This is a genomic window from Caldimonas thermodepolymerans (assembly GCF_015476235.1).
GTDB lineage: Bacteria > Pseudomonadota > Gammaproteobacteria > Burkholderiales > Burkholderiaceae_C > Caldimonas > Caldimonas thermodepolymerans.
This window is the reverse complement of record NZ_CP064338.1, coordinates 2,643,618-2,670,354: the sequence shown is the minus strand read 5'-3', so window position 1 is coordinate 2,670,354 and position 26,737 is coordinate 2,643,618. Positions and strand designations below refer to the sequence as shown.

Below are 26,737 nucleotides of genomic sequence, written 5' to 3'. Positions count from 1 at the left end.
CGCACCGAACGGACCTAGAATCTCTGAACCAATTATTTCGAGGTTCGAGGGATTCAATGTCGGGCGCCATCCAGTACCGGGATCTGCCACAGGCCCTGATCAGGGCGCGCGAGGCCGTCGCGCGCTATTTCCGTCCCGGCCTGAAGCAGGCAGGCGTCACCGAACAGCAATGGCGCGTGATCCGCGCACTGTCCCAGTCCGGGGAGATGGAGGTCGGCCGGATCTCCGAGATCTCCTGCATCCCCGGCCCGAGCCTGACCGGCGTGCTCGAGCGCATGGAGCGCGACGACCTGGTGCGGCGCTTCCGCATCTCGACCGACCAGCGCAAGGTGCTGGTCGAGCTGACCGCCAAGAGCCGCAAGCTGGTCGAGAAGGTCGCAGCACGCATCAACGCGCGCTACGAGCTGATCGAGCAGCACCTGGGGCCCCAGGTGCTCGCACAGCTGTTCACGCTGCTGGACAAGGTCGCCGAGCTGCCCGACCCGAACCAGGCCGAGCCGGTGAAGCTGCCGATCGCGCGCCGGAAGAGCCCGGCCCGCCCCGCGGCGAAGGCGGCCGCGCGCCGCTAGGCCGGTTCACGCGAAGCGGCCGGCGCGGAAGTCCTCCACGGCCTGGAAGATCTCCTCGTGGCTGTTCATCACGAACGGCCCGTACTGCGCGATCGGTTCGTTGAGCGGGCGCCCCGCGATCAGCAGCGCGCGCGCCGGCTCCTGCGCTTCCAGCACCACGCCGTCCGCATCCGGCGCGTTGGCCAGGATGGCCATGCGCTGTCGCGGCACCTCGGTGGCGCCGATGCGCAGCTGCCCGGCATAGACGTAGACGAAGGCGTTGTGCCCGGCCGGCAGCGGCTGCTCGAAGCGGCTGCCCGGCACGAAGTGCAGGTCCAGGTACAGCGGCTCGGTGTGCTCGCGCTGCATCGCGCCCGCCACGCCGTGGCTGCTGCCGGCGATCACGCGCGCGGTCACGCCCTGCGGGGTCGTGAACTGCGGGATCTCGTCGGCCTGGAAGTCGCGGTACCAGGGCTCGCACATCTTGTCCTGGGCCGGCAGGTTCAGCCACAGCTGGAAGCCTTCCATCAGCCCGTCTTCCTGCTCCGGCATCTCGGAGTGGATCACGCCGCGCCCGGCGGTCATCCACTGCACGCCGCCGTTGCTGAGCAGGCCTTCGTGGCCGGCGCTGTCGCGGTGGCGCATGCGCCCGGCGATCATGTAGGTGACGGTCTCGAAGCCGCGGTGCGGGTGGTCCGGAAAGCCCGCGCCGTAGTCGTTCGGGTCGTCGCTGCGGAAGCTGTCGAGCATCAGGAAGGGATCCAGCCGCCGCTGCAGCGGCTGGCTCAGCACCCGGGTCAGCTTCACGCCGGCGCCGTCGGACGTCGCGATGCCGTGCACCAGGCGCTCGACGGCGCGCGGCCGGGTGACGGTGGAGGAAGCGAGGACGGTCGACATGAAGTGACTCCTTCGACGAGGTGCAAGGGCCGGCCGCGCCTCAGGCGACGGCGGCTTCGATCTGCTGCTGGGCCGAGACCAGGGCTTCGCGTTCCGCGTCCGGGCCCATGGCCAGCCCTTCAGCATAGATGAACTGCACGTCCGTCATGCCGAGGAAACCCAGCAGCGTGCGCAGGTAGGGCACCTGGCTGTCGGCCGGCGTGTCACGGTAGCGGCCACCGCGGGTGAGCACCACATAGACCTTCTTGCCGGTCAGCAGGCCTTCGGGGCCGTTCTCGGTGTAGCGGAAGGTCACGCGGGCGCGGGCGATCGCGTCGATCCAGTTCTTCAGCTGGGTGGAGATGCCGAAGTTGTACATCGGCACGCCCAGCACCACCACGTCGGCGGCCTGGATCTCGGCGATCAGCGCGTCGTCCAGGGCCACGCGCGCGGCCTGTTCCGGCGTGCGCTGCCCCGGGTCGGTGAACAGCGCCTGCAGGGCCGTCTCGTCCAGGGCCGGGTGGGGGTTGCGTGCGAGATCGCGCACGGTGACCTGGGCATCGGGGCGGGCACGGCGCAGGCGGTCCACCAGGGCGGAGGCCAGGCGGGTCGACTGGGAGCCTTCGGCACGGGCGCTGGAATTGACTTGCAGGATGTTCATCGTCGGTCCCTTCATCATTGATAGACACGCGGTATCGATGAAGGAAAGTTTATTGACGGCGTGTAGGTATAAAAAGATCGCCAGCCGGATAACATTGTTCCGTCCAGGGAACAATGCCGTGAACCTCGATCCGAACGACCTGCTGCTGTTCTCGCGCGTGGCCGAAGCCGGCAGTTTCACCCGGGCGGCCGCCCGGGTCGGCCTGCCCAAGAGCACGGTGTCGCGGCGCATCTCCGCCCTGGAGCGCCAGCTCGGCGAGCGGTTGCTGACGCGCACCACGCGCAAGCTGAGCCTCACGGACTTCGGCTACGCGCTGCTGGAGCACGCCCGCCAGGTCGCGGCCGAGGTCGACGCGGCGGCCTCGCTGGTGCTGCACCGCCAGGCCCAGCCGAGCGGGCGGCTCAAGGTGTCGATGCCGGCCGGCTTCGCCGGCAAGGAGCTGGGGCGCATCCTGACCGACTTCCTGACCCGCTACCCGGGCATCTCGATCGAGATCGACCTGTCCTCGCGCCGGGTGGACCTGATCGGCGAGAACTTCGACCTCGCCATCCGCATGGGCGACATGCCCGATGATGCGACGCTGGTCGCGCGGCGCCTGCTCACGCACACCTGGGGCCTCTACGCGGCGCCGATGTACCTTGCCCTGCACGGCACGCCGCAGGCGCCCGAGGACCTGCTGCAGCACACGGGGCTGGCGCTGCGCTCGCGCACCGGCGAGCCGACGCCGTGGAACCTGCGCAACGGCGAGGCGCGCTGGACGGGGCTGGCGCCGCCGCGCGCCGTGGTCAACGCACCGGAGCTGCTGGTCGAGATGGCACTCGAAGGCGCAGGCATCACCGCTGCGCCGGACGCCATCGTCACCCGGCACGTCAAGGAAGGTCGGCTGGTGCGCGTGCTGCCGCAGTGGTGCTTGCCCGAGGCGCCTGGCTGGGCGGTGCTGCCCGGACGCCGCCTGGTGCCGGCCAAGACGCGGGTGTTCCTGGAGATGCTCGACAGGCTGATCGCCGAGGGGCGGCTGGGCGTCTAGGACAGCCCCAGCGGCTCCAGCCATTCGCGCCGCCCCTTGGGGCTGATGCGCAGCGCGCGGCCCTCCAGCTCGCGCGTGACCCAGCGCCGCTGCAACGCGGCCTCGAGCAGCGCCGCGCCCAGCGCGCCGCCCAGGTGCGGCCGGCGCTCGCTCCAGTCCAGGCAGTCGCAGGCGAAGCGGCGCCGCCGCGCGCGCGCGCCGGCCACGTCCACGCCCCAGGCGGCGAGCGTCGCTTCGCCTGCGGCGCTGAGGCGGTAGCCGTCGTCGGCCGGCTGCAGCCAGCGGCGCCGGCGCAGCACCGCGAGCAGCCCCACCGCGATTTCCCCGGCCATGTGGTCGTAGCAGGTGCGTGCCGCGCGCAGCGGCTCGGGCGTGCGCGGCGCAAGAGGCGCCTGCGGGCGACCCGCCACGACCAGCAGGGCTTCCAGCGCGTGCGCCACGTCGGCATGGCGCAGGCGGTAATAGCGGTGCCGGCCCTGCGGCACGCACTCGACCAGCTGCTCGCCGACCAGCCGCGCCAGGTGCGCGCTGGCGGTGGAGGCCGTCACCTCGGCGACGGCGGCCAGTTCGGTCGCGGTGCGGGCGCGGCCGTCGAGCAGCGTGCACAGCATGCGCGCGCGTGCCGGCTCGGCGATGGCCGCGGCGACCGCCGCGATGCCCTGGTCTGCATCCATGATTCGTCCTTCATCGAAGCATCCCTGCTTCCAGCCTAGCAGACTGCGTGCAGGTTTTTCAACGGAGGTGGGCCGATGGACGAGGAGATCCTGGATCCGGTCGCGGCGGTCACTGCGCCGGACCCTTATGCCGCCTACGCGGCCTGGCGTGCGCGGGGGCCGCTGGTCTGGCACGAACGCCTGCAGCTCTGGCTGGCCACCGATGCGGCGGCCGTCGAAGCGGTGCTGTCGCATCCTGCGCTGCACGTGCGCCCGGCGGGCGAACCGGTGCCCCGGGGCCTGGCGGGCAGCGCGGCCGGTGCGGTGTTCGGGCAGCTGGCGCGCATGAACGACGGGCCGGCACACCAGGACGCACGGCAGGCGCTGCAGGCACGCCTGGCGCACATCGAGCTCCCGCGGTGGAGCGCCCTGGCGCAGCGCCATGCGCGCCGCCTTCCGGTCCCGGGGGCCGGCGCGCTGGACGAGTGGGTGGTGCGCGTGCCGCTGCTGGCGGTGGCCGAGGTGCTGGGGATCGCGCAGTCGCTGCAGGACGAGGTGGTCACGCAGGCGCACCGGTTCGCCGCGGGGATCTCCCCGCTGGCCAGCATGTCGCAACGGGAGGCGGCCGCCGAAGCAGCGCAGCGCCTGGCCGGGTGGCTGGATCCGGTTGCCGGGCCGACGCCCGAAGGGCTCTCGCGCGCGTGCTGGGTGGCCAACCTGCTCGGCCTGCTGTCGCAGACCTGCGATGCCACGGCCGGCCTGATCGGCAACACGCTCGTCGCGCTGGCCCGCGAACCCGGCCTGTGGCCGCGCTTGCGCGACGATGCCGGTGCGCTGCGCGAGGCGATCGAGGAAGTGGCGCGTCACGATGCCCCGGTGCAGAACACGCGCCGCTACGCCCATGCCGAGGGCGCGCTCGTGCTCGGCCAGCAGATCGCGCCTGGGCAGGCGGTGCTGGTGCTGCTCGCCGCGGCCGGCCGCGATCCGGCGCGGCATCCCGAGCCGGACCGGTTCATGCTGCGGCGTGCCCCGAGGGTGCCATACGGTTTCGGCCACGGACCGCACCGTTGCCTCGGCGAGCGCATCGCCTGTGCGCTGGCGCAAGGGGCGCTGTCGGTGGTGCCGCCCGGGGCTGTCGAGGTGGCGCGCGCCTTCCTGCAACGTCCGCGTTACCGCCCTTCGGTCAACGCGCGCATTCCGTGGTTCGCTCCCGAGGAGGCCGCATGATCGCGATCATCTTCGAAGTCTGGCCTGCGCAAGGCCGCAGGCAGCAGTACCTCGACCTTGCCGCGCGCCTGCGCGAGGAGCTGGCGCAGGTCGACGGCTTCATCTCCATCGAGCGCTTCGAGAGCCTCAGCGAGCCGGGCAAGCTGCTGTCGCTGTCCTTCTTCCGCGACGAGGCCGCGGTCGCCGCGTGGCGCCAGCGCGAAGCGCATCGCGCCGCCCAGGCGGCCGGGCGGGGCGGCATCTTCCGCGACTACCGGCTGCGCGTGGCGTCCGTGCTGCGCGACTACGGCATGCACGAGCGTGCCCAGGCACCGCAGGACAGCCGGGCGGCGCACGGGGGCTAGGGGGTTGGCATGGCGGCGGGCATGGCGGTTGCCATACAGGCCTGCAAGGCAAAGGAGCCATCGCCATGACCACGAAATCCCCCAAGTCCTCCCCGGCGCGTGACCGGACCGAGACGTCCGACCCGATCGACAAGCAGGAAGGCGTGCCGACCTACCAGGAGTTGCTGGACGAAGCGCTGGACGAGACCTTCCCCGCCAGCGACCCGATCTCGCCTTCGGCGGCCGAACGGGCCGAGCGCGAGGTCTCGACGCCGAAGGACGACAAGGACTGGAAGCTGGAACCGGACAAGCCGGAAAAGGGCTGAGCGTTCGCCCAGGCAGGCACTGCAAGGGCCGCAGCGGTCCGGCGTGTGGCGCACGCCAGGCGGCCGCGCGTCGGCCGCGCACGGACGCCCGGTGCAGCGGTGGCCGCACCACCGCCTGCGGGTTCGCGCACCGGTGACATCGCCCCCAGCCGCCTGAAACATCCCGTATCAACCTCGTCGCCCCCGGATGGGGGGAGGCGAGGCCGTGCACGGCCGCGCGCCGCATACACTGCGCCGCGTTCGCAAGGCGCGCCGAGAAAGCGCCGCGAAAGGATGCTTCAGGGAGGAACTCCGTGCCGAGCCGATTCCGGGTCCGTGCCGGCCTTGCACGCCTGCCGGTCCAGGGCCCCTCATGCGTGCGCCTCGTCGGGGAGCGGGGCGCATGAACGACCGGATCTCGCCGTCCGCATGGGTGCAGGCCTTGCTGTGCGGCTACACCCAGCAGGACCGGCTGCTGCGCCTGACCACGCCGCTCGGCCCGGAGGTGTTGCTGGCCGAGCGCGTCGAGATCGACGAAGGCATCGCGCCGCTTGCCGGCGGGCTCGGCGCGCGTTGCGGATTCGAGATCCGACTGACCGCGCTGAGTGCCGATGCCGGCCTGGAGCTGGCGCGCCTGATCGGCCAGCCGGTGCTGCTGCAACTGCTCACCAGCCACAGTCGCAGCGAGCTGCGTCCCTTCCACGGTCACGTCTGCGAAGCCACGCTGCTGGGCGCCGATGGCGGCCTGGCGCGCTACCGGCTGGTGGTGCGTCCGTGGCTGGCATTCCTCGAATGGCGGCGCGACAGCCGCGTGTTCCAGGGCCTCAGCGTCATCGAGATCATCGAGCAGGTGTTCCGCGCGTACCAGGGCCAGGGCCGGCTGCTGCCCGCGTGGCGCTGGGCGCTGGCCGACCGCAGCGTCTACCCGAGGCGGTCGCTGTGCATCCAGTACCAGGAAACCGACCTCGCGTTCGTGCAGCGCCTGATGCGCGAGGAAGGCCTGTTCTGCTGGTTCGAGCACCAGGGCGATCGGGGGGCGGCGCCCTATGGTGGCCACACCCTGGTCATCGCCGATCACAACGGCGCCTTCGAGCCCAACCGCCAGCCCCGGGTGCGCTACACCCAGCCCGGCGCCACGCTGCCGGAGGACAGCCTGTTCGAGTGGGCCGCACGCCATGGCGTGCATACCGCCGCGACGCGCATCGCGAGCTGGGACTACCGCAGCGTGGGCCTGCGCCCGGTGCACGAGGGCAGCGCGCTGCCGACGGCCCTGCCCGGCGCGGCATGCATCGACGTGCCGGGCGTCTACGCCTACGAGGACACGCGCCAGGGCGAGCGGCTGGCACGTTGCCAGCAGCAGGCCCTTGATGCCGCTGCCCGGCTCCATACCGGCCGCGGCACCGTGCGGACCTTCGCACCGGGCACCACCTTCACGCTCGCCGACCACCCGCGCCACGACGGCGGCGAACGCGACCGCTTCGTGCTGCTGCGCCTGCGCCACCGTGCACGCAACAACCTCGCTGCCGACCTGCGCGCCCAGCTGCAACACCTGCCCGCGGTGCCGACGCGAGGGGCCGCCCTGGCCAACGACAGCGACGAACCGCTGTACGGCGTCGAGATCGACGCCCTGCCGGCCGACGTGCCGGTGCGGGCCCCGGCGCTTGACGTCGCCTCGGGGCTGGGCCTGGCGGCCGTGGTGCGTCGTGCACGGCCGAAGGTCCATGGCGTGCAGACTGCGCTGGTGGTGGGCCTGCCCGAGCACCCGGTCCACACCGACCGCGACCACCGCATCAAGGTCCAGTTCCACTGGCAGCGCGGGCGCCAGGGCAGCCACCGGCTGGATCATCCGTACGGCCACGACCATGCGCCGGCCAGCGATGCGAGCGGCACCTGGGTGCGCGTGATGACGGCGGTGGCCGGTCGCAACTGGGGCAGCCATTTCGTGCCGCGGGTCGGGCAGGAAGTGTTGATCGCTTTCCTGGACGGCGACATCGACCGCCCGGTGTGCATCGGCAGCCTGTACAACGGCCAGGGCAACCACAACGCCCAGGGCAACCGGGTGGGCGGCGGGGCGGCCGGTGCCACCGGCAGTGCGCCGGCCTGGTTCCCCGGCACGCAGGCCGCGGGCGGGCTCCCGGGCCACCGGCACGGTGCGGTGATGGCCGGCATCAAGACCCAGGAACTGTGGACCAGCGCGCACGGCGCCGGGGGTTGCAACCAGCTGGTCTTCGACGACACGCCGGGCCAGGGCCGCATCCAGCTGGCCAGCAGCACGCGGCGCAGCCAGCTCAACCTGGGCCATCTGCTGCACCAGCACGACAACCAGCGCCTGCACCCGCGCGGCCACGGCGCCGACCTGGGCACCGACGCGCAAGGGGCGATCCGTGCCGGCAGCGGCCTGTTCCTCAGTGCTCACGAACGGCCCGCCGGCTCCACCGGCACCAGTGCGCAGCTCGACGCCCGCGAGGCCGAGCAGCAGCTCCAGCAGGCGGCCGACCTGACGCGCAGCCTGGCAGCGACCGCCCGACAGCATGGCGCCCGGCTGCCCGGCGAGGGCGGTGTCGACGAGCTGCCGGTCATGCAGGCCCAGCGGGCATTGAAGGAGAGCCTGGGAGCCACGGCCACCCGCGGTCATGCCGGTGACACCGGCGACGCGGCGGGGATCGAGGGCGGAGCGGGCACCGTCAAGGCCTGGTCGCGCCCCGAACTGCTCACCAGCGCACCGGCGGGCATCGGGATCTTCACGCCGGCGCATGCCCTGTGGTCGGCAGGCAGGACGTGCAGTCTGGTCGCCGGCCAGGACCTCGGCCTGGTCGCCCAGCGCGATCGCAGCCTGGTCGTCGCGAAGGGCGTGGCCTGGTTCACGCAAGGCCAGGCGGCCGACCCGTCCAGACCCCGCCAGGAGACCGGCATCCGGCTGCACGCAGCGACCGGCAGCGTGACCGTGCGTGCCGACGCGGACGCCATCCGCCTGACGGCGCAGCGGGCGGTCCACACCAGCAGCACCCACGCCGCCATCGAGATGGCCGCGCCGCGTCACGTCCTGCTGACCGCCGGCGGTTCGGCGATCCGGCTGGACGGCCCCGACATCACGCTGACCACGCCCGGTGCCGCCCGTTTCAAGGCCAGCATGAAGGAGCTGACGGGGCCGGCAGGGGCGACGGCGAAGCTCGAGCTGCCTGCCGGCACGCTCAGAGGGTGTGCGATGAAGCTGGCTGCGGCGACGAAGGGGGGCGCCGTGGGGGTCGAACGCTAGGTGCGGGCATGTGGACGGATGAGGTCGCATCTGCCGTGTGGACTTGCGCTAGTGGCCGCAGCCACTGCGACGTCCTCGTCGATCCCGAAGCCGATGCGCATGTGCGGGAGTGGCTCCATGAAGGTCCCGGGGCATCCGCTGCGGTCGAAGCATCGCTCCTGGATCCGTTGTTTGCCGACGCACCCGAACGCGCGCCGTTCGTGCTGCGTGTTCCGAAGGAGGAATTCCCGTTGCTGGAACGCCTGGCCGAGCGGGCATGTGAAGAAGCGCTCGCAGGCCTGGATCAACCGCGTTGCGTCTGCGGTTTCATCTTCACCAGGCTGCCGTTGATGCAGCTGCGGACAACGCTGACGCAGGCATTGGCGATCACGGTGGAGCAGACCCGCTACTACTTTCGCTACTTCGACCCGCGCGTGTTCCACCACCTGATGCGCCTGCTGTGCCCGGAGCAGCTGGCGATGCTGCTGCACGGTATCGACCGGTGGAGCTTCTTTCTGTGGGACGGCCGCTTCGTGGTCCATGACGTCCGGCATCCCGGCAGCCGAGGTCTCATGCCTTCTTCCCGTTTCCGGTTGCCATTGCGGATGTGGCGGCTGCTTGCTGCCGTTGAGCACTTCAACGCCACGGTGGCATTGCTGGCTCGCCATCGGAAGCCGTGCGCCCCGCCGGAGACGGAGCGGCTGTTCAGCGACGTCTGCGAAGCGCTTGGTGCCGGGTTGGCTCAGCCGCATGACGTCGCTGAGTTCGTGCTCTGGAAGCAGAAACACGCGACGACCCCCTCTGCGCTGCCGGAGTGGCCGCGGCTGTGCGAACAGGTACGTGCCGGCGTGCCGCTCTCCGAACTTCTGCCCGTACCGACCTTGTGACGTGGGAGGAGGCTGGTGTCCGAAAAGAAGAACCAACCGATCACTGGCAAACAGGGGTGCAGGTTCTGCGACAAGGAGGGCCTGCGGTGGCTGCCGTTGCGTTACGCGGCGATCGTGTCGGACGAGCAGGAGACTCTTGACACCCTGCCAGCCCTTTCCGGGACGCTGGGCCGGGGCGTCACCGACATCGGGCTGAAGCGTGCCGTCTACGGAGTGCGCCTGTTGCGGGCCGGGTTCCTGTACGTCCTGCTGTCGAGGAAAGGGGTGAGGTACTGGACGGCCTATCAGGTGCTGAGCGACGGGCTCCTCTACGAGTTCCCGCCGAACGACCCGCCACCTCCAGTGCAGCAGGTCGATTTCACGTGCGAACGCCATACGTGCGGTGTCAACGCCAGCATGGTGGCCATACCGAAGGCGGCGGAGGTCGATCGGGCGTGGGCACTCTTTACACCGACGCCGATGACCCCGGGCAAGTTGCTCGAATACAAGTCGCATGCAGACCGGTACGAGGCCGAGGGCAGGCTGCAAGGCTTCAGCCCTGCAGCCTGGGTTGCAGGCAGACGCGGCCAGACGCACACCTTGCATGCCTCGCAACTCCGGGGCCAGGTCTGCGAGTTCAGGTTGTGGTCGCAGGAGGGGGAACCAGCCTTGTCTCCCCTGGGACGTGCACTGCAGCAGCAGCTCTATCCTGCCTGCGAGGATGCGTACCTTCGTCCCTCGGGCCAGGACGGCACGCAAGCCGCGGGCCGGTTGGGTGCACTGCTGCACCTGATGGGCGACGAGAACCTGCCGGCGTTCGTGCTCCACGATGCCATCGGTATCACGCAGGAGCTCAACAACTTCCGCAACGCCGCCATGGACGAGCTGAAGGCCTACCTGGATCGCGAGGAGGCCGGGCGCGGTGTCAGCAACCGGCGTCGGCTGCACGTGTTGACCGCGATCGACGACGTGCGGGAGGCCTACATCCGGGGCGTCGTCACTTCAGCGGAAGAGTTTCAGTCGCGGCACCGCGAGCAGAGCGACCAGCGGGTGCTGCGCTGGCGCTCGCTGGCGCAGACGCTGCGCCTGCAAGGGCGCTACAGGGAGGCAGCGCAGTTGGAGCGCGACGCCGACGCCGTGCTGGCGCGCCGGGAGCGCAACTACGCAGAGGGTCGTGAGCGGGCGAAGGCGCAGGCGGTGCGCAACTGGGATCGGTACGCGCGCAAGCTCGACCTGCAGGCCATGGACCGGTTCAGGACGGAATGCGAGGCCGTGGCCCGGCGTTGCGAGGACCGGTTGCAAGCGCGCGCGGACGATCACCTCGCGTGGCTGCGCAGCGAGGCACTGTTGCGTGCGCTGCATGCCTACGACCGCGAGGATCCGGTCTCGGGTGGCGGGTTTCGCAAGGAGGTGGGCCTCGCCCTGTTCGGCATGAACTGCACCGAAGCCGGCATGGCGCTGGTGCAGCAATGGGCGACCGACCTGGACATCGCTCCCGACAACCTGCTGATGCGGGCCAACTGCGTCAACCAGGCCGCGGCCGAGGCGGAAGTGCGCCAGGGCTTGCGGCAGCTGCAGGCCGAGTTCGCTGCGGCGCCCGCGCCGGACATGGCCATGTTCGAGCGGGCCATGACGGTGATGAAGAACGCCACGACCCTGTTCGAGAAGGTCGATGACCTGCTGGAACACCTGCCTCACGGCCACGGTGGCACGCCGGCCGGCATGGCGCTGGTGGGATACGCCTTGCTGGGGCAGGCGGCGTTCCGGACGCGGCTGGTGCCGGGAGAGGCGTGGTTCGGCAAGCTGTACCTGTGCTTTCTCGGGAGCACCCTGGGCCGGCTCAACGCGCGCATCCGGTGGCTGGACCTGATGCACCAGGGCAAGCCGCTGCCTGACCTCGCGCGCAGCCAGCAGCAGCTCACCCGCGCGGTGAAGCGAGCCCTCGAGCAGGAGATCCTCGATTCCCCGCGAAGCCAGTACTACAAGCTGCGCGTCGCCGCCGTCGTGACCCTGATGGAAGGTGTCGGCTTCCTGATGCGTGCGCTTGACGACCATGGCCGTGACGCGGTGGCGCGCGAGCGTCTCGAATTGCTGGGCGCGGGGCTCGTCGTGACGAGTGCTGCCTTCGAGATGCTGGCCGAAGGGGTCGAGTTGGCTGCAAGACGGTACACCCCACGTTCGGCGACCGTGCGCGGGGCGTCCATCGTGCTGGGAGGCATTCGGTTCTGGGCCGGGGCACTGGCGATGGCCGGGGGGGCCATAGGCGCGCTGTACGACTTCATCGATGCGCAGAAGGCGGAACAAGCTCGCCAGCGCGGCCTGATGGCACTCCTGGTACTGCGAGGTGTCACGAACTTTTCGTTGGGGGTCGCGGGGGGTGTTCTGGGGTTTTCCTACTGTGGCCCCCTGCTGCGGTTTGTCGAGCGCATTTCCAGCCAGGAATTCGTGAGACGGTCGGCCGGCTATCTGGCCACGCTGGCCGAGTCGGCAGCTTCCCGAGGTTTCCTGTTGCGGCTGGTGACCACGAGTTTGACCGTCGCAGGGACCGTCGTGAGCATCGTGCTGTTCCTCGTGGATGACGACGCTCTGGAAGCGTGGTGCGAGAAAAGCACCTTTCGCAGGAATCCGGAGCGGAACGTGGCCGGATTTTCTGATGAGGCAGGGGAGCTTGAAGCGTTATACCGTGCTCTTTTGGAGGTGCAGTGATGTATCTCGTGGAGAAGCTTTACAACGATCTCGTCACTGACCCAGACAACAAGGAGGGCAGAAAGCTCATCGAGGAGTACAGCACCACGCATGCGGATGAACCGGAGCTGATCCGCCGGACGGGAAAGGACAAGAACGGGAGTCAGTGCTACCGGATCACGGAGGCGGCCTGCGATGATCCAGATGGGTCGAAGGTGGTCTATCGGTTCAACGACACTTTCATCGAGTTGCGTACGCCGTTTGACGATTGGCGAGGACTGATCACCTTGGGGGCCGTTGGTGGCCTGTTGCCCGCTGGGGGGATAGGCGTCCCGATGCTGGTGACGGACGTCATCCCGACCCTGGTGGCAGGGGCGGATCTACGGACCGGTGAGCCTCTGGAGTTCATCGACTGTCTGTCGTTGACGGTGGTGCTCGTGGTGGTCGTGGGCTGGCTCTGGGCCATGTTCCATTTCGGCTGGCGAATCTTCCGGCTGGAGTCATTCACCCAGCGACGTCTTCTGGTCAGATTCAATCGGCGGACGCGCAAGGTGTACGTCCATCGGCCGTCATACGCTGGGGGCATCGTCGAACTGGATTGGGAGTGCGTGACGAACTCGGTGTCGCCCCGGTACGGCCGGACTCCCGGGTTGGTCCTTGGCGTGCCGATGGCGTTGATGTGGTACCCCCTGGAAACGCCCCACGGTCGGCCGGAAATGGTGTTCGTCGGCCGGTGCGCGCAAAGCGGCGACGAGCTGGAACGGCTGTGGGAGTTCATCCGGCGCTACATGGAAGAAGGGCCGCAGTCGGTGCCGCGGCCGAGGTGCATCGGCAAGTTTCCGTGGCCGTGGCGCTCGGTGATGGCCAGCGGCTCGCTGGCGTGGCCACTGTTCAAGATGGGCGGGCTTCGCTGGTTGTTGCCCTTGGTCGTGCTGGTCTCGCCCGCGATCGCCTGCACGGCCACGGGCCACTGGATCTCGCAACTGCTGTGCTGGGAGCCGGTGTTTCCAAGACGGATCCGCCAGGCTTGCGGTGAGGGGATCGGGGCGGTGATAAAGGCCCGCCTGATCGATGCTGGTGCATGGTTGATGGCGGCTGCGGTCGGCTGGGGACTCTACAGGTTCATCTCCAGTCTGCTTGCCCAAGCATAAGGCGGCATGACGGTGCGTTCCCCCTCATCTGTTCAAGGACGAGGTGCAAGGGGAGGACTCAACTGGTTTCATGATCTTGATGCACCTCATGCTGCCGTTGCCCGTCCCGACGAGGTTGCCGCGGGGCAACCGGCGACTGGCAGGCCGCCCCACGGCAATCCCGGTGCGGTGGCCCGCAGCAGTAGGCGGTGGCCCCCTGGGTCCGGCAAGGCAAGCAAGGCACCGGTGCGCGCCTTCCCGGCGCGTCTTCCGGGGAGTCATGCCTTGCAGCGTGTGCCCGTGCTGCCCGTCGGCTCTAGAGCCCGCACAGTCGCTCTGCCTCTTGTTGATCTTGGTTGGCTCCGGCGGTCACCGGCCCGCCACGCGGTCCCGCTCGCGCACCGCGATCCGTGCGGTGGTGTGTCCTCGCTGTCGATCGGGTTCCTTCTTGCGATAGGTCAAGGCCGGGCGTATAAGTTCCTGCGTGGTTGGCCCCGGTTTCACACCGCGTGACGGAAGGAGGGTGCCATGAGCAGACGCATCTACTGGCTCGTGCCGGATGTGGCCAGCGCGCAGCAGGTTCTCAAGGATTTGCTGCTCGCCCGCATCACCGAACGACAGATTCACTTTGTCGGGCGGGACGGCATGGATCTGTCCGGGCTCCCCACGGCCAACATCCTGCAGACATCCGACGTCGTGCGGGCCGCGCAGATGGGCTTGGTGGTCGGCGGAGCAACCGGCGCGGCCGCGGGCGTGCTGGCGGCGGTGTGGTTCCCGATCGTGGGGGACACGCCCCAGTGGGGCATTGCCGCGGTGCTGGCGATGATCGGCGGCGGCTTCGGTGCCTGGGCGGCGAGCATGATCGGCGTGTCGACCCCCAGCGGCCGGTTGAGGCGCTTCGAAGGGGCGATCGAGCAGGGGCAGATCCTGCTGATGGTGGATGTCCCTGCGTCCCGTGTGAAGGAAATCGAGAAACTGCTCGGTGCCTCGCATCCGGAGGCGAAATTCGAAGGCGAGGAACCCAACATCCCCGCGTTCCCCTGAGAACGCCGGGCACGCTTCCAGGGAGCGGCCCGGGGCCGCTCCTCCATCGGGGAGTAGGCCATGGAACTTCACGCACATACGCATCACTGGGTACGCCGCAGTCCCGACTGGCGTGCCGCGGCGGTGGCGGGCTTTGCCGCGGGCGCGATCCTGATGGTGCTCGAGCTGTTCTGGTCGGCTTCGGGCGCAGGCGAGAACCCCTGGGAGATCTCGCACATGGTGGCGGCGATCGTCGCCGGGCCGGACAGCCTCGGGCCGTCGGGCTTCGAGCTGGGCGTGATGGCGCTCGCGCTGGTCATCCACTACGTGCTCGGCATCATGTTCGGCCTGATCCTGGGTGCGGTGATGGCGCCCTTCCATCTCGATTCGAGCGCCGGCCTGGCGTTGACCATCGGCGGCGTGTTCGGCCTGCTGCTGTACGTCTTCAACTTCTTCGGGCTGACCGCGCTGTTCCCGTGGTTCGTGGAGCTGCGCAGCGGGGCCACGCTGGTCGCGCACCTGATCTTTGGCATGAGTGCTGCCTTCCTGTACTGGAAGCTGGAAAGGGACGACCACAGTCTCTGAGGCAACGGACGGCTGCGCCGTCCGTGGAGGCGGCGCATACCGCACAACCACTGCTGGCGCCGCCGGGTTCCGACCCAGGTTCCCCACGGCACCGGGAGGAGACGAGCCATGGTCATCGCCGTGGTGCTGATTGCGATCGTCGTCGGGTCGGTGCTGTTCCACGTCGCGAGCCCGTGGTGGACCACGCCGCTGGCCTCGAACTGGGAGGACATGGACGACACGCTCACGATCACGCTGGTGATCACGGGCGTGTTCTTCGTCGTCATCAACCTCCTGCTCGCGTACACCGTGCTGCGCTACCGCCACCGGCCCGGCCGCCGGGCGGACTACGCCCCCGAGAACCGACGCCTCGAGCGCTGGCTGATCGGCGTGACCACTGTCGGCATCGTCGGCCTGCTCGCGCCCGGCCTGGTCGTCTATGCGAGCTACGTGAAGCCGCCGCAGGATGCGCTGGTGGTCGAGGTGCTGGGGCGGCAGTGGCAGTGGTTCTTCCGCATCCCCGATGCCGAGGGCAAGCTCGGGCCGACCGATGCGCGCTTCGTCGATGCGAGCAACCCGTTCGGGCTCGATCCGAAGCATCCGGCCTCGCAGGATGACCTGCTGGTGTCGGGCGGCACCGTGAAGCTGCCGGTCGGCCGCCCGGTGAAGATGCTGCTGCGCTCGCACGACGTGCTGCACGACTTCTACGTGCCGCAGTTCCGTGCCCGCATGAACATGGTGCCGGGCATGGTGACCACGTTCTGGTTCACCCCCACCGAGACCGGCCGCTTCGAGATCCTGTGCGCGCAGCTGTGCGGGGTGGGGCATTCCAACATGCGAGGCGTCGTGGAGGTGGTCGACGAAGGGGAGTTCCAGGCCTGGCTGCAGACCCTGCCGACCTTTGCGAAGCTGCGTGAGCCCGCACCGGCGGTGGCGGCCGCCGATGCGGGCGCGGCCGCGCCGGGTGACGACCTGGTCGCACGGGGCCAGGCACTGGCGCAGGCCAAGGGCTGCACCGCCTGCCACACGGTCGATGGCAGCACCGGGGTGGGGCCGACCTGGAAAGGCCTGTTCGGCAAGACCGAAACCTTCACCGACGGCAGCACCGCGCTGGTGGACGAGGAGTTCCTGCGCGGGTTCATCCTCGATCCGCAGGCGCGCAACGTGAAAGGCTTCCCGCCGGTGATGCCGAAGATCGAGCTCACCGACGCGGAGCTGTCCGCCCTGGTGGCCTACATCAAGTCGCTGGGCGGCGATGCCGCGCCGACCGCGCAGCGCTGAGACGAGGGGGCAACGCCATGGCCCACGCCGACAGCTCCCACCACGGTCCGCAAAGCTTCTGGACCCGGTACGTCTGGAGCCAGGACCACAAGGTCATCGCGGTGCAGTACTCGCTCACGGCGATCGCGGTCGGCCTGATCGGGCTGCTGCTGTCCCACCTGATGCGCCTGCAGCTGGGGTTTCCGGGGACGTTCGGGTTCATCGATGCCGAGCGCTACTACCAGTACGTCACGATGCACGGGATGATCATGGTGATCTACCTGCTGACGGCGCTGTTCCTGGGGGGCTTCGGCAACTACCTGATCCCGCTGATGGTCGGCGCGCGGGACATGGTGTTCCCGTTCCTCAACATGCTGAGCTACTGGGTCTACCTGCTGTCGGTGCTGGTGCTGCTGGCAAGCTTCTTCGTGCCGGGAGGACCCACCGGCGCAGGCTGGACCCTGTATCCGCCGCAGGCCATCCTGCCGGGCACCCCGGGGCAGGACTGGGGCATCATCCTGATGCTGGTGTCGCTGCTGATCTTCATCGTCGCGGCGACCATGGGCGGCCTCAACTACGTCACCACCGTGCTGCAGGCGCGTACCCGGGGGATGACGCTGCTGCGCATGCCGCTGACCGTGTGGGGCATCTTCATCGCCACCATCCTCGCGCTGCTGGCGTTTCCGGCGCTGTTCGTCAGCGGCGTGATGATGCTGCTGGACAAGACGCTGGGGACCAGCTTCTTCATGCCGGAGCTGGTCTCGATGGGGCAGGTGCGCGAGTACCGCGGCGGCAGCCCGCTGCTGTTCCAGCACCTGTTCTGGTTCTTCGGCCACCCGGAGGTCTACATCGTCGCGCTGCCGGCCTTCGGCATCGTCTCGGACCTGATCAGCGTGCACGCGCGCAAGAGCATCTTCGGCTACCGGATGATGGTGTGGGCCATCGTCGTGATCGGGGGCCTGAGCTTCATCGTGTGGGCGCACCACATGTTCGTCAGCGGCATGAATCCGTACTTCGGGTTCTTCTTCGCGGCCAGCACGCTGGTGATCGCGATCCCGACCGCGATCAAGGTCTACAACTGGCTGCTGACCCTGTGGCACGGCGACATCCACCTGTCGGTGCCGATGCTGTTCGCCCTGGCCTTCATCTGCACCTTCGTGATCGGCGGGCTCACCGGGCTGTTCCTCGGCAACGTCAGCGTCGACATCCCGCTGTCGGGCACCTACTTCGTCGTCGCGCACTTCCACATGGTCATGGGGGTGGCCCCCATCCTGGTGATCTTCGGCGGCCTCTACCACTGGTACCCCAAGGTCACCGGCCGCATGCTGGACGACCGGCTCGGCAAGCTGCACTTCTGGGTGACCTTCCTCGGCACCTACGCGATCTACTTCCCGATGCACTACCTTGGCGTGCTCGGCATGCCCAGGCGCTACTACACCTTCGATGCGTACGAGTTCATCCCGCCGTCGGCGCATGCGCTGAACACGTTCATCACGGTGGTGGCGCTGCTCGTCGGCGTGGTGCAGCTGGTGTTCGTCTTCAACCTGTTCTGGAGCCTCAAGCACGGTCGCAAGGCCGAGCCGAACCCCTGGCGGGCCGCGTCGCTCGAGTGGCAGACCCCGCAGACCCCACCGGTGCACGGCAACTGGGGCGAGGCGCTGCCGGTGGTGCATCGCTGGGCCTACGCCTACAGCGTGCCGGGTGCCAGGGACGACTACATCCCGCAGAACGCGCCGCCGGAGGATGGCGGGCAGGAGCCCGAGCCCCACGGCGGCGTGAAGGAGGCCCCCGCATGAACCACACGCACGCGATCCAGGCACCTGCCCTGCGCGGGATGCCGCCTGCGGCCGAGGTCGGGCTGTGGGTGTTCATCGGGATGGCTAGCTCGCTGTTCCTGCTGTTCATCGCCGCCTACCTGATGCGCATGGACGGCGGCGACTGGACGGCCATCGTCCTGCCGTGGCAGCTGTGGTTGAGCACCGCCAGCCTGGTCGCGGGCAGCGTGGCGATGCAGGGCGCGGCCGTGGCGGCCCGCCGTGGCCGGACGGCAGCGACCTGGCGCGCGCTGCTGGCCGGCGGCCTGCTTGCGCTGGTGTTCGTGGCCGTGCAGCTGTGGGGCTGGGGGGAGCTGCAGTCGCGCATGGTGAGCGCCACCGGCAACCCCGCGGCCAGCTTCTTCTACCTGCTGACCGCGGTGCACGGCCTGCACGTGCTGGGCGGGCTGGCAGCCTGGGGATACACGCAACGGCACCTGCACGCGCGGGCCGATCCGTCCGGCGACGCGCTGCGCATCGCGCTGTGCGCGCGCTACTGGCATTTCCTGCTGGCCGTCTGGCTGCTGGTGCTGGCGACACTGACCGGGATCACGCCCGAGGTGGTGCGCTACATCTGCGGCAGCCCGGCCGGCGTGTGAGGCGAGGGGAGGCGAGCATGGCAGCCGTGCACGACATGCCGCTCAAGGGTGGCCCTGACGTGGTGGCGGCGGACGGGCATGCCGCGCCGCAGGGCTGGCGCGGGCTGGTCGCGGACTGGTCGTCCGACCGCGAGACCTTCAAGGTCTCGTGGGGCAAGGCGATGATGTGGATCTTCCTGCTCAGCGACACCTTCGTCTTCGGCAGCTTCCTGACCGGCTACATGACGGTGCGCCTGTCCACCACCGAGCCCTGGCCGAACGCGAGCGAGGTGTTCGCGCTCGACTTCGGCGGCGCGCCGGTGCCGTTGGTGCTGATCGCGATCATGACCTTCGTGCTGATCACCAGCAGCGGCACGATGGCGATGGCGGTGAGCCAGGCGTACCGCCGCAACCGCCGGCCCGCGGCGCTGCTGGTGCTGGCCACGGCGGCGCTCGGCGCGGTGTTCGTCGGCATGCAGGCCTTCGAGTGGAGCAAGCTGATCGCCGAGGGCGTGCGTCCCTGGGGCAACCCGATGGGCGCGGCCCAGTTCGGCGCCAGCTTCTTCATGATCACCGGCTTTCACGGCCTGCACGTGTCGGCCGGCGTGATCTACCTGCTCGTGGTGGCCTGGCGCGTGCTGCGCGGGCACTACGAGCGCAGCGGCAACTACCAGGTCGTGGAGATCGCCGGGCTGTACTGGCACTTCGTCGACCTGGTGTGGGTGTTCATCTTCGCGCTGTTCTACCTGTGGTGAACAGGCGCCTCGCGGAGCGGACCATGTCATCTGCCACCGGCCAGCAACATCCGATCGGGTTGTACCTGAAGGTCTGGGGCCTGCTGTTCCTCCTCAGCCTGCTGTCCTACCTGGTCGACTACTTCCACCTGCAGGGCCTGCTGCGCTGGGGCCTCATCCTGCTGTTCATGGTGCTGAAGGCAGGCCTGATCGTGGCGGTGTTCATGCACCTGGCCTGGGAGCGGCTGGCGCTGGTCTGCGCGATCCTGCTGCCGCCGCTGTGCCTGCTGGTGCTGGTGGCGCTGATGGCGCTGGAAGGCGAGCACACCTTCCTGACCCGGCTCGAGTTCTTCCGATGAAGCAGCCCGACGCGACCCCGGTGCGCGAGCGGCTGGTGCCGATGCTGGCCGCTCGTGCGTCGCGTCCCGCCTGGCGCGAGTACGTCGCGCTGACCAAGCCGCGCGTGGTGGGGCTGATGTGCTTCACGGTGCTGGTCGGCATGCTGCTCGCCCGCCCGGTGCCGGCGGTGCCGTGGACCGTGCTGGTGTTCGGCGTCACCGGCATCGCGCTGGTGGCCGGGGCCGCCGCGGCGCTGAACCACCTGATCGACCGGCACGTGGATGCCGTGATGGCGCGCACGCGTGCCCGGCCCCTGCCGCGCGGCGCGCTGGGGGTGCGCGAAGTCGCGCTGTTCGCCGTCGCCGCCTGCATGCTGGGCATGTGCCTGCTGCTGCGATTCACCAACCCGCTGTGCAGCTGGCTCAGCCTGGCCTCGCTGGTCGGCTATGCCGGGATCTACAGCCTGTACCTGAAGCGCGCGACACCGCAGAACATCGTGATCGGCGGCGCGGCGGGCGCGATGCCGCCGCTGCTGGGCTGGGTGGCGGTCACCGGGCAGGTCGAGCCGGGGGCGCTGCTGCTGTTCCTGATCATCTTCATCTGGACGCCGCCCCACTTCTGGGCGCTGGCGATCCACCGGCGCGACGAGTACGCGCGCGCGGGCATCCCGATGCTGCCCGTCACGCACGGCGTGGCCCACACCGCGCGGCGGGTGCTCGGCTACGCGCTCGTGCTGTGGGCGGTGACGCTGCTGCCGGTGGGCATCGGCATGAGCGGCGGCTTCTACTTCGCGGCGGCGCTGCTGCTGGGCCTGCGCTTCGTGCTGCATGCCATCGCGTTGTGCCGCAACGTATCGGCGGCGATGCCGACCTTCCGCTACTCCATCGTCTACCTGGCGGCGCTGTTCGCGGCCATGCTGCTGGAGCACCTGATGCTTGCTCCCTCGACGTAGTGCCAGCGTTCCCGGCTGGGGCCATGCATGCGCCTCCTGGCGTATGCAGATCGCGGCGCGTTTGTGTCAGGATGGCGGCTGTCGATCCCAGACAGGAGCGTCCCGTGCAGTTCACCCTGCGACCTGCCCAAGCGGCCGACTGGCCAGCGATCGAAGCACTGTTGCACGGTGCGGCCTTGCCGGTGGCCGGCGCGCGCGAGCACCTGGACCAGTTCGTGGTGGCCGAGGCCGGGCGCATTGTCGGGTGTGCGGGGCTCGAACCTCACGGCGAGGCGGTGCTGCTGCGCTCGCTGGCCGTGGAGGCATCGGATCGCGGGCGCGGGCTGGGGCAGGCGCTGACGCGCCACCTGCTGGCGCGGGCGATGGAGGAGGGCCGGCAGTCGGTGTGGCTGCGCACGACCACGGCGGCCGACTTCTTCGGGCTGCTCGGCTTCCGCATGGCGGCCCCGGAGACCGTGCCGGAGGCCCTGCGCACCAGCGCCGCGTTCCAGGGCGCCTGCCCGGACGGCGCCGCGACGCTGCTGCTGGACCTGCGCCCCGGGGTGACCGTGCGTCCGGCGCGCGCAGACGACATGGCCGCGGTGCTGGACATCTACAACCACGAGGTCCGCACCAGCACGGCGACCTACCAGTACGCAGAGCGCACGCCGCAGGAGCAGCTCGAGCAGTGGGCGGCCAAGCAGCGCGACGGGCACGGCTTCTTCGTGGCCGAGACGGCGGCGGGCGAGGTGGTCGGCTATGCCTGCTACGGGCTGTTCCGGCCCCGCGAGGGCTGGCGCTTCGCCTGCGAGCACTCGGTCTACCTGCATGCGCAGTGGCGCGGCCGCGGCATCGCGCGCATGCTGATGGCCCCGGTGATGGCGCATGCGCGCCGCCGCGGCTTCCACACCATGGTCGGCGTGATCGATGCGTCCAACGCGGCCTCGGTGCGCATGCACGAGGCGATGGGCTTCCGCGTGGCCGGGGTGCTGCGCGAGGGGGGCTACAAGTTCGGGCGCTGGCTCGACGTGGCCTTCGTCCAGGCCATGCTCTAGCCCGCTGCACCGCGGGGCGCCGGGCGGCTCCGCTACCATCGCGCCCGTCTTCGTTTTTTCCGTTGGAGAGGAACGCGATCATGGCCATGGACGTGGTGGACTACGAGATCCGCGGCAGCGAGATGCAGTTCGTCGAGATCGAGCTCGATCCCGGCGAGGCGGCGGTGGGCGAGGCCGGCAGCATGATGTTCATGGACGCGGGCATCGCGATGGACACCGTCTTCGGCGACGGCTCGCGCCAGCAGGGCGGGCTGCTGGGCAAGCTGATGGGCGCGGGCAAGCGGCTGCTCACCGGTGAATCGCTGTTCACGACCGTCTACACCAACACCAGCCAGCAGAAGCAGCGCGTGGCCTTTGCCGCGCCGTATCCCGGCAAGATCCTGCCGATGGACCTGAAGCAGCTGGGCGGCACGCTGATCTGCCAGAAGGATGCCTTCCTGTGCGCCGCGCGCGGCGTGTCGCTGGGCATTGCCTTCCAGCAGAAGCTGTCGGTGGGCTTCTTCGGCGGCGAGGGCTTCATCATGCAGAAGCTCGACGGCGACGGGCTGGCCTTCGTGCACGCGGGGGGCACGGTCGTGCGCCGCGAGCTGCAGCCCGGCCAGACGCTGCTGGTCGACACCGGCTGCGTGGTGGCCTACACGCCGGACGTCAGCTTCGAGGTGCAGTACGTCGGCAAGATCAAGACCGCGCTGTTCGGCGGCGAAGGGCTGTTCTTCGCGAGGATGACCGGCCCCGGCACCGTGTGGCTGCAGTCGCTGCCGTTCTCGCGGCTGGCGTCGCGCGTGTTCGCCGCGGCGCCGCAGACGGGCGGAGGCGGTCGCGGCGAGGGCTCGGTGCTCGGCGGCTTCGGCGCCGGGGGGCTGCTCGGCACGGTGCTGGGCGGCGACGACGAGTGAACCACGGGCACGGCGCCTGACCGTTCTGCGAGGGCGGACGCCCTCCCGCTGCGGGCAGGTCCGCAGCTTGCTACCTATCCGCTTTCCGCAGCACCGGACCCCGGGTACGGACAAAAAACGTCACACCCCGGCGGCCCGGCGGACGGCCTGCGGCGGCAGTTGACCGAGTGCCGTCGCCGTCCCCGCCCGGTGCGGCCGTCATCGCAAGCCTGCTGTCATCCATGCATTTCACTGAAGCCGCCACAGCCCTGCCCGAACTCGACCTCGAGGGCGAGAGTCGGTTCGCGGCACACGGCGAGTACCGGCTGACGACCCACTTCCAGCCGATCTACAGCCTGTCCCACCGCCGCGCGGTCGGGCACGAAGCCCTGCTGCGCGCCCGCAATGCCCGCGGCGACCCCGTGGCGCCGCACGAGGTGCTCGGCCAGGCGCAGGATTTCGACGAGCTGGAGCGCGTGGACCGGCTGTGCCGCTGGCTGCACGCCAGCAACTACGTGGCGCAGCAGCAGCGCCAGGACCACTGGCTGTTCCTCAACATCCACCCCAAGGTGTTCGCCGACGGGTCGGAGCGCGGGACCCGGCTGTTCCTGCAGCAGCTCGCCGAGCGCCTCGGGCTGGCGCCGAGCCAGCTGGTGCTGGAAGTCACCGAGGACGTCACCCACCAGAACGAGAACTTCGAGGCTGCCGTACGGGTGGCGCGGGACGTGGGCTACCTGCTCGCGCTGGACGACTTCGGCGCCGGGCATTCCAACTTCGACCGCGTCTGGCGCATCCGTCCCGAGATCGTCAAGCTCGACCGCAGCGTGGTCCAGCGTGCAGCATCCGAACCGCGTATCGCACGGGTCGTGGCCCAGATGGTGTCCCTGCTGCACGAATGTGGGGCGCTGGTGCTGACCGAAGGCATCGAAACCATGGACGAGGCCTACCTGGCGCTGGATTCGGATGTCGACTTCGTCCAGGGCCACCTGTTCGGGCGTCCCATGCCGCAGCTGCACGACACCCAGGGCTATCCTGCGGTGATCGACGCCGTCTGGCGCCGTTTCGACGAGCAGCACGAATCCCGCGAGCGCCGCTACCAGGAGCGCATCGCGCCCTACGTGCACGCCCTGGGCTACGCGGCGACCCTGCTCAAGGCCGGCCGCAGCATGGAGCAAGCCTGTGCACGCTTCCTGGCGCTGGAACACGCGGAGCTGTGCTACCTGCTCGACGAACAGGGCCTGCAGGTCGGCTCGAACCTGACCTCCCGGCGCTTCAAGGACGACCAGACGCGGCACTTCGCCCCGCTGGCCGACGGCAGCCACGCACGCTGGGCCCGGCGACCGTACTTCCGGCGGGCGCTGGAGTTCTTCGGGCAGGTGCAGGTGACGCGGCCGTACCTCACCGTGCACGGCGCACGGCTGTGCGTGACCGTCTCGGTGGCGTTCCGCACCCAGGATCGCACCCTCGTGCTGGGCGGCGACATCGCCTGGGAACGCGAGTGACGAGGGTGTTCCCCCATGCGGCGCCGGCCTGCAGCGGCGGCTTCTGCGCTAAGCTGCGGGGCTGCACTTTTTCCGGACCTGCCTGCCCCATGCCGACCACGTTGCCGGTGTCCTCCGCTGCGCCCGTGCGCGCCGCAGCCTTGCCCCCGAGGGCGCCGACCGGTGCCGGCCTGCCGGCCCGGCCCCGGACGCCCGCACGGCCCGGGATGGCGAGGGCATGACACGCCCGCACCTGCGCGGACGGCACCGGGAGCCGGCCGGCCGAGTCCTTGGGGCGCACCGCGTCGGTGGCCCGTGAGCCCATGAACGCCGGCACCTCTTCCAGCCTTCCGCTCGCCTTCGATCCGCAGGCGGTCGAGCGGCTCGAGCAGCGCATGCAACGCCACATGTTCTGGGTGGCGGCGTGGGTCTCGCTGGTCGGCGGCCTGGTGTTCACCGCCTTCTTCTTCAGCCAGGGGCCGGTCGCGGTCGCCTGGGTGGACGTGGGCCTGGTGGTGCTGGCGTTGCTCGCGGCCGCCTGGGTGCGCAGTGGTGGCCGGCCGGATGTCGGCATCACGCTGCTGGCCGCCGGCGTGACGATGGTGTTCACGCTCAAGATGTGGCTGCAAGGCGGGCTGACGGCGCCGACGCTGTGGTGGCTGGTCGTGCTGCCCTGGGCGGTGATGCTGGCCGGCACGGTGCGTGCCGGTGCCTGGCTCGGGGCCGCGGTGCTGGGCATCCTGGGGCTGACCTACCTGCTGCAGGCGCAGGGCCTGCTGCCGCCGGCGGCGACCAGCCGCTCGCCGCACCTGCACCATGCGCTGTCGATGGGCGGGGCGCTGGTGCTCTACGGCGCCTTCATGGCGCTGTCGCTCAAGCTGCGCAGCGACCTGCAGCGCGAGCTGCGGCGCGTGATGCAGGAACTGCACCGCTCGCACGACGAGGCCTGGCGCGCCTCGCAGATCAAGGCGCGCTTCCTCTCCAACATGAGCCACGAGCTGCGCACGCCGATCAACGGCATCCTGGGCGCCACCGAGCTGCTGCGCACCACCCCGCTGGATGCACGGCAGCAGCAGATCCTGTCGATGCAGCGGCAAAGCCTGGACAGCCTCATGGCGCTGGTCAACGACGCGCTGGACTATGCGCGCCTGGATGCGGGCGGCGTGGAGCTCGAGCGCGTGCCGGTGTCGGTGCGCACCGTGGTGCTCGATGCGCTGGACCTGTACGCCGGCGCCGCGTTCGAGAAGGGGCTGGAGCTGACCTGCAGCCAGGATCCGGACGTGCCCGACGCGGTGCTCGGCGACCCGATGCGGCTGCGGCAGATCGTCTCGCACCTGGTGTCCAACGCGGTGAAGTTCACCCAGCGCGGCGGCGTGCACGTGCACGCCTCGGTGGTCGACGACGACCCGCAGTCCCCGGACCTGCGGCTGCGCATCGAGGTGCACGACACCGGCATCGGCGTCGACGTTTCCCAGCTGCCGCAGCTGTTCAGCGGCTACGGCCACGGCGAGGATGCCCGCGTGCGCCGGCCGGGCGGGGCGGGCATCGGCCTGGCGCTGTGCCGCGAGCTGGCCGAGCTGATGGGCGGCAGCGTCAGCGCCACCGGGGTGCCGGGCGAGGGCTCCTGCTTCACGGTCGAGGTCCAGTGCGGGCGGACCACCGAGCTGGCCGAGCCGGCACCGCCGCCGCTGCCGCCGCTGCGCGTGATGATCGTCGCCGACCACCACCGCCTGGTGCGCCACGTCGACGCGCTGCTGCGCGGCACCGGGGTGCGCTACGAGATCCACGCGGTCGCGCCTTCGCGCGCGCAGCTGCAGGCCGCGCGCGACCGGCAGGTGGCCGCGGTGCTGATCGACGAGCGCCTGCTGGGGTCGCGCGCCGGCGAACGGCTGGAGCAGATCGTCACCGAGGCCGGGCTGCCGGTGTTGCTGCTGCGTGCACTCACGCACGACTCGTCGCAGATCGCGCTGGACGGCGTGTTCGTGCTCAGCAAGCCGGTGCGCCAGCGCGCGCTGCACGAGGGGCTGCAATGGGCGGCGCAGGCAGGCGCGGCCCAGGGCGCGCAGCCGCCGCAGCCCAAGGCCGCCGCGCCCCGGCCCTCGGTGGCTGCGCTGCTGGCCGGGCGCGTGCTGCTGGTCGAGGACAACCCCGTCAACCAGGTCATGACGCAGGCCATGCTCGAGCGCCTGGGGCTGCAGGTGGTGGTCGCCGGTGACGGGCAGGAGGCCTTGCAGCGCTATGGCGAGCAGAGCTTCGACATGGTGCTGATGGACGTGCAGATGCCCGGCATGGACGGGCTGACCGCGACGCAGCGCCTGCGCGAGCTGGAGCGCCAGCATGCCCGGCCGCGCACGCCGGTGGTGGCGGTCACCGGCAATCCCGAGCCGGAGATTCGCGAGCGCGGCCGCGCCGCCGGCATGGACGACTTCCTCGGCAAGCCGTTCACGCTCGAGCAGCTGGAGATGATCCTGGTGCGCTGGCGGCGCGGCGCGCAGGCGGCCTGAGCGCCCGCGCTTTCCCTAGGTGAGGTTGTCGCCGGCGTGACAG

The 26,737-nt window shown here is 70.0% G+C and carries 24 protein-coding genes; 21 read left to right on the top strand and 3 right to left on the bottom strand.

All coding sequences use genetic code 11. The features are described 5' to 3' along the window. Nucleotides 1-56: 56 nt before the first annotated feature. A complete protein-coding gene (gene hpaR / locus IS481_RS12565; RefSeq protein WP_104355759.1) occupies nt 57-569 on the top strand; it encodes a homoprotocatechuate degradation operon regulator HpaR in 513 nt (170 codons plus the stop codon). Between the two features lie 6 nt (nt 570-575). On the opposite strand, the gene IS481_RS12560 is transcribed toward hpaR, so the two are convergent. Beyond that, complete coding sequence (locus tag IS481_RS12560) at nt 576-1,445, bottom strand: pirin family protein (protein WP_104355758.1); 870 nt, start codon at nt 1,443-1,445, stop codon at nt 576-578. 40 nt (nt 1,446-1,485) lie between these two features. Then, the gene (locus tag IS481_RS12555) at nt 1,486-2,085 is read right to left on the bottom strand and encodes an FMN-dependent NADH-azoreductase (RefSeq protein ID WP_104355757.1); all 600 of its coding nucleotides are present in this window, start codon (nt 2,083-2,085) and stop codon (nt 1,486-1,488) included. On the opposite strand from IS481_RS12555, the gene IS481_RS12550 reads away from it, so the two are divergent. Beyond that, nucleotides 2,078-3,112, top strand: a complete 1,035-nt coding sequence (locus IS481_RS12550) for a LysR family transcriptional regulator (protein ID WP_336511159.1) — start codon at nt 2,078-2,080, stop codon at nt 3,110-3,112. The two genes, IS481_RS12555 and IS481_RS12550, sit on opposite strands and share 8 nt — an antisense overlap. Here IS481_RS12550 and IS481_RS12545 read toward each other — a convergent pair. Further along, entirely contained in the window at nt 3,109-3,786 is a 678-nt protein-coding gene (locus IS481_RS12545) for an ArsR/SmtB family transcription factor (protein ID WP_104355755.1), read from the bottom strand. The two genes, IS481_RS12550 and IS481_RS12545, sit on opposite strands and share 4 nt — an antisense overlap. 75 nt (nt 3,787-3,861) lie before the next feature. Here IS481_RS12545 and IS481_RS12540 point away from each other — a divergent pair, with 75 nt between their 5' ends. From IS481_RS12540 to IS481_RS12450, 19 genes are all read left to right on the top strand, one after another. Beyond that, complete coding sequence (locus IS481_RS12540) at nt 3,862-4,992, top strand: cytochrome P450 (RefSeq protein WP_104355754.1); 1,131 nt, start codon at nt 3,862-3,864, stop codon at nt 4,990-4,992. Beyond that, nucleotides 4,989-5,336: an antibiotic biosynthesis monooxygenase family protein gene (locus IS481_RS12535; protein WP_104355753.1), complete on the top strand. Its 348-nt coding sequence runs from the start codon at nt 4,989-4,991 to the stop codon at nt 5,334-5,336. The genes IS481_RS12540 and IS481_RS12535 overlap by 4 nt, the downstream gene beginning before the upstream one ends. Nucleotides 5,337-5,401: 65 nt before the next feature. Continuing rightward, nucleotides 5,402-5,641: a hypothetical protein gene (locus tag IS481_RS12530; protein WP_104355752.1), complete on the top strand. Its 240-nt coding sequence runs from the start codon at nt 5,402-5,404 to the stop codon at nt 5,639-5,641. A gap of 382 nt (nt 5,642-6,023) precedes the next feature. Beyond that, nucleotides 6,024-8,876 carry a type VI secretion system Vgr family protein gene (locus IS481_RS12525; RefSeq protein ID WP_232529270.1) on the top strand — a complete coding sequence of 951 codons (2,853 nt, stop codon included), beginning with the start codon at nt 6,024-6,026 and terminating at the stop codon, nt 8,874-8,876. Nucleotides 8,877-8,884: 8 nt separating this feature from the next. After that, entirely contained in the window at nt 8,885-9,742 is an 858-nt protein-coding gene (locus IS481_RS12520) for a DUF4123 domain-containing protein (protein ID WP_104355751.1), read from the top strand. Between the two features lie 15 nt (nt 9,743-9,757). After that, the gene (locus IS481_RS12515; protein WP_104355750.1) at nt 9,758-12,427 is read left to right on the top strand and encodes a T6SS effector BTH_I2691 family protein; all 2,670 of its coding nucleotides are present in this window, start codon (nt 9,758-9,760) and stop codon (nt 12,425-12,427) included. After that, on the top strand, nt 12,427-13,557 hold the full coding sequence (locus IS481_RS12510) for a DUF6708 domain-containing protein (protein ID WP_104355749.1): 1,131 nt from the start codon (nt 12,427-12,429) through the stop codon (nt 13,555-13,557). Before IS481_RS12515 ends, IS481_RS12510 begins: the two co-directional genes overlap by 1 nt. Before the next feature lie 507 nt (nt 13,558-14,064). Continuing rightward, on the top strand, nt 14,065-14,580 hold the full coding sequence (locus IS481_RS12505; RefSeq protein ID WP_104355748.1) for a DUF1269 domain-containing protein: 516 nt from the start codon (nt 14,065-14,067) through the stop codon (nt 14,578-14,580). Nucleotides 14,581-14,640: 60 nt separating this feature from the next. Beyond that, a complete protein-coding gene (locus IS481_RS12500) occupies nt 14,641-15,144 on the top strand; it encodes a hypothetical protein (protein ID WP_104355747.1) in 504 nt (167 codons plus the stop codon). A 108-nt stretch (nt 15,145-15,252) separates the two neighbouring features. After that, a complete protein-coding gene (locus IS481_RS12495; RefSeq protein ID WP_104355746.1) occupies nt 15,253-16,404 on the top strand; it encodes a cytochrome c oxidase subunit II in 1,152 nt (383 codons plus the stop codon). Nucleotides 16,405-16,421: 17 nt separating this feature from the next. After that, nucleotides 16,422-18,179 carry a cytochrome c oxidase subunit I gene (gene ctaD / locus IS481_RS12490; RefSeq protein WP_104355745.1) on the top strand — a complete coding sequence of 586 codons (1,758 nt, stop codon included), beginning with the start codon at nt 16,422-16,424 and terminating at the stop codon, nt 18,177-18,179. Continuing rightward, nucleotides 18,176-18,796, top strand: coding sequence for a cytochrome c oxidase subunit 3 (locus IS481_RS12485; RefSeq protein ID WP_232529268.1), 621 nt, complete (start codon nt 18,176-18,178; stop codon nt 18,794-18,796). Before ctaD ends, IS481_RS12485 begins: the two co-directional genes overlap by 4 nt. A 35-nt stretch (nt 18,797-18,831) precedes the next feature. Next, nucleotides 18,832-19,530 (top strand): heme-copper oxidase subunit III family protein, encoded by a 699-nt coding sequence (locus IS481_RS12480; RefSeq protein ID WP_104355947.1) that lies wholly within the window; start codon nt 18,832-18,834, stop codon nt 19,528-19,530. 23 nt (nt 19,531-19,553) lie between these two features. Then, complete coding sequence (locus tag IS481_RS12475; RefSeq protein ID WP_104355744.1) at nt 19,554-19,868, top strand: cytochrome C oxidase subunit IV family protein; 315 nt, start codon at nt 19,554-19,556, stop codon at nt 19,866-19,868. A 41-nt stretch (nt 19,869-19,909) separates the two neighbouring features. Continuing rightward, nucleotides 19,910-20,800, top strand: coding sequence for a heme o synthase (cyoE, locus tag IS481_RS12470; protein WP_198425472.1), 891 nt, complete (start codon nt 19,910-19,912; stop codon nt 20,798-20,800). Nucleotides 20,801-20,904: 104 nt separating this feature from the next. Then, nucleotides 20,905-21,834 (top strand): arsenic resistance N-acetyltransferase ArsN2, encoded by a 930-nt coding sequence (gene arsN2, locus IS481_RS12465; protein ID WP_170067422.1) that lies wholly within the window; start codon nt 20,905-20,907, stop codon nt 21,832-21,834. A gap of 80 nt (nt 21,835-21,914) precedes the next feature. Next, nucleotides 21,915-22,730 carry a TIGR00266 family protein gene (locus tag IS481_RS12460; RefSeq protein WP_104355741.1) on the top strand — a complete coding sequence of 272 codons (816 nt, stop codon included), beginning with the start codon at nt 21,915-21,917 and terminating at the stop codon, nt 22,728-22,730. 221 nt (nt 22,731-22,951) lie between these two features. Then, nucleotides 22,952-24,211, top strand: a complete 1,260-nt coding sequence (locus IS481_RS12455) for an EAL domain-containing protein (RefSeq protein ID WP_104355740.1) — start codon at nt 22,952-22,954, stop codon at nt 24,209-24,211. 302 nt (nt 24,212-24,513) lie between these two features. After that, nucleotides 24,514-26,694 (top strand): response regulator, encoded by a 2,181-nt coding sequence (locus tag IS481_RS12450; protein ID WP_104355739.1) that lies wholly within the window; start codon nt 24,514-24,516, stop codon nt 26,692-26,694. The last annotated feature ends 43 nt before the right edge of the window (nt 26,695-26,737 follow it).

Bases quoted from the DNA above. Each gene is read 5' to 3' on its own strand.
- hpaR (WP_104355759.1), top strand. From the start codon at position 57: ATGTCGGGCGCCATCCAGTACCGGGATCTGCCACAGGCCCTGATCAGG.
- IS481_RS12560 (WP_104355758.1), bottom strand. From the start codon at position 1,445: ATGTCGACCGTCCTCGCTTCCTCCACCGTCACCCGGCCGCGCGCCGTC.
- IS481_RS12550 (WP_336511159.1), top strand. From the start codon at position 2,078: ATGTTCATCGTCGGTCCCTTCATCATTGATAGACACGCGGTATCGATG.
- IS481_RS12555 (WP_104355757.1), bottom strand. From the start codon at position 2,085: ATGAACATCCTGCAAGTCAATTCCAGCGCCCGTGCCGAAGGCTCCCAG.
- IS481_RS12545 (WP_104355755.1), bottom strand. From the start codon at position 3,786: ATGGATGCAGACCAGGGCATCGCGGCGGTCGCCGCGGCCATCGCCGAG.
- IS481_RS12540 (WP_104355754.1), top strand. From the start codon at position 3,862: ATGGACGAGGAGATCCTGGATCCGGTCGCGGCGGTCACTGCGCCGGAC.
- IS481_RS12535 (WP_104355753.1), top strand. From the start codon at position 4,989: ATGATCGCGATCATCTTCGAAGTCTGGCCTGCGCAAGGCCGCAGGCAG.
- IS481_RS12530 (WP_104355752.1), top strand. From the start codon at position 5,402: ATGACCACGAAATCCCCCAAGTCCTCCCCGGCGCGTGACCGGACCGAG.
- IS481_RS12525 (WP_232529270.1), top strand. From the start codon at position 6,024: ATGAACGACCGGATCTCGCCGTCCGCATGGGTGCAGGCCTTGCTGTGC.
- IS481_RS12520 (WP_104355751.1), top strand. From the start codon at position 8,885: ATGTGGACGGATGAGGTCGCATCTGCCGTGTGGACTTGCGCTAGTGGC.
- IS481_RS12510 (WP_104355749.1), top strand. From the start codon at position 12,427: ATGTATCTCGTGGAGAAGCTTTACAACGATCTCGTCACTGACCCAGAC.
- IS481_RS12505 (WP_104355748.1), top strand. From the start codon at position 14,065: ATGAGCAGACGCATCTACTGGCTCGTGCCGGATGTGGCCAGCGCGCAG.
- IS481_RS12500 (WP_104355747.1), top strand. From the start codon at position 14,641: ATGGAACTTCACGCACATACGCATCACTGGGTACGCCGCAGTCCCGAC.
- IS481_RS12495 (WP_104355746.1), top strand. From the start codon at position 15,253: ATGGTCATCGCCGTGGTGCTGATTGCGATCGTCGTCGGGTCGGTGCTG.
- ctaD (WP_104355745.1), top strand. From the start codon at position 16,422: ATGGCCCACGCCGACAGCTCCCACCACGGTCCGCAAAGCTTCTGGACC.
- IS481_RS12485 (WP_232529268.1), top strand. From the start codon at position 18,176: ATGAACCACACGCACGCGATCCAGGCACCTGCCCTGCGCGGGATGCCG.
- IS481_RS12480 (WP_104355947.1), top strand. From the start codon at position 18,832: ATGCCGCTCAAGGGTGGCCCTGACGTGGTGGCGGCGGACGGGCATGCC.
- IS481_RS12475 (WP_104355744.1), top strand. From the start codon at position 19,554: ATGTCATCTGCCACCGGCCAGCAACATCCGATCGGGTTGTACCTGAAG.
- cyoE (WP_198425472.1), top strand. From the start codon at position 19,910: ATGCTGGCCGCTCGTGCGTCGCGTCCCGCCTGGCGCGAGTACGTCGCG.
- IS481_RS12460 (WP_104355741.1), top strand. From the start codon at position 21,915: ATGGCCATGGACGTGGTGGACTACGAGATCCGCGGCAGCGAGATGCAG.
- IS481_RS12455 (WP_104355740.1), top strand. From the start codon at position 22,952: ATGCATTTCACTGAAGCCGCCACAGCCCTGCCCGAACTCGACCTCGAG.
- IS481_RS12450 (WP_104355739.1), top strand. From the start codon at position 24,514: ATGAACGCCGGCACCTCTTCCAGCCTTCCGCTCGCCTTCGATCCGCAG.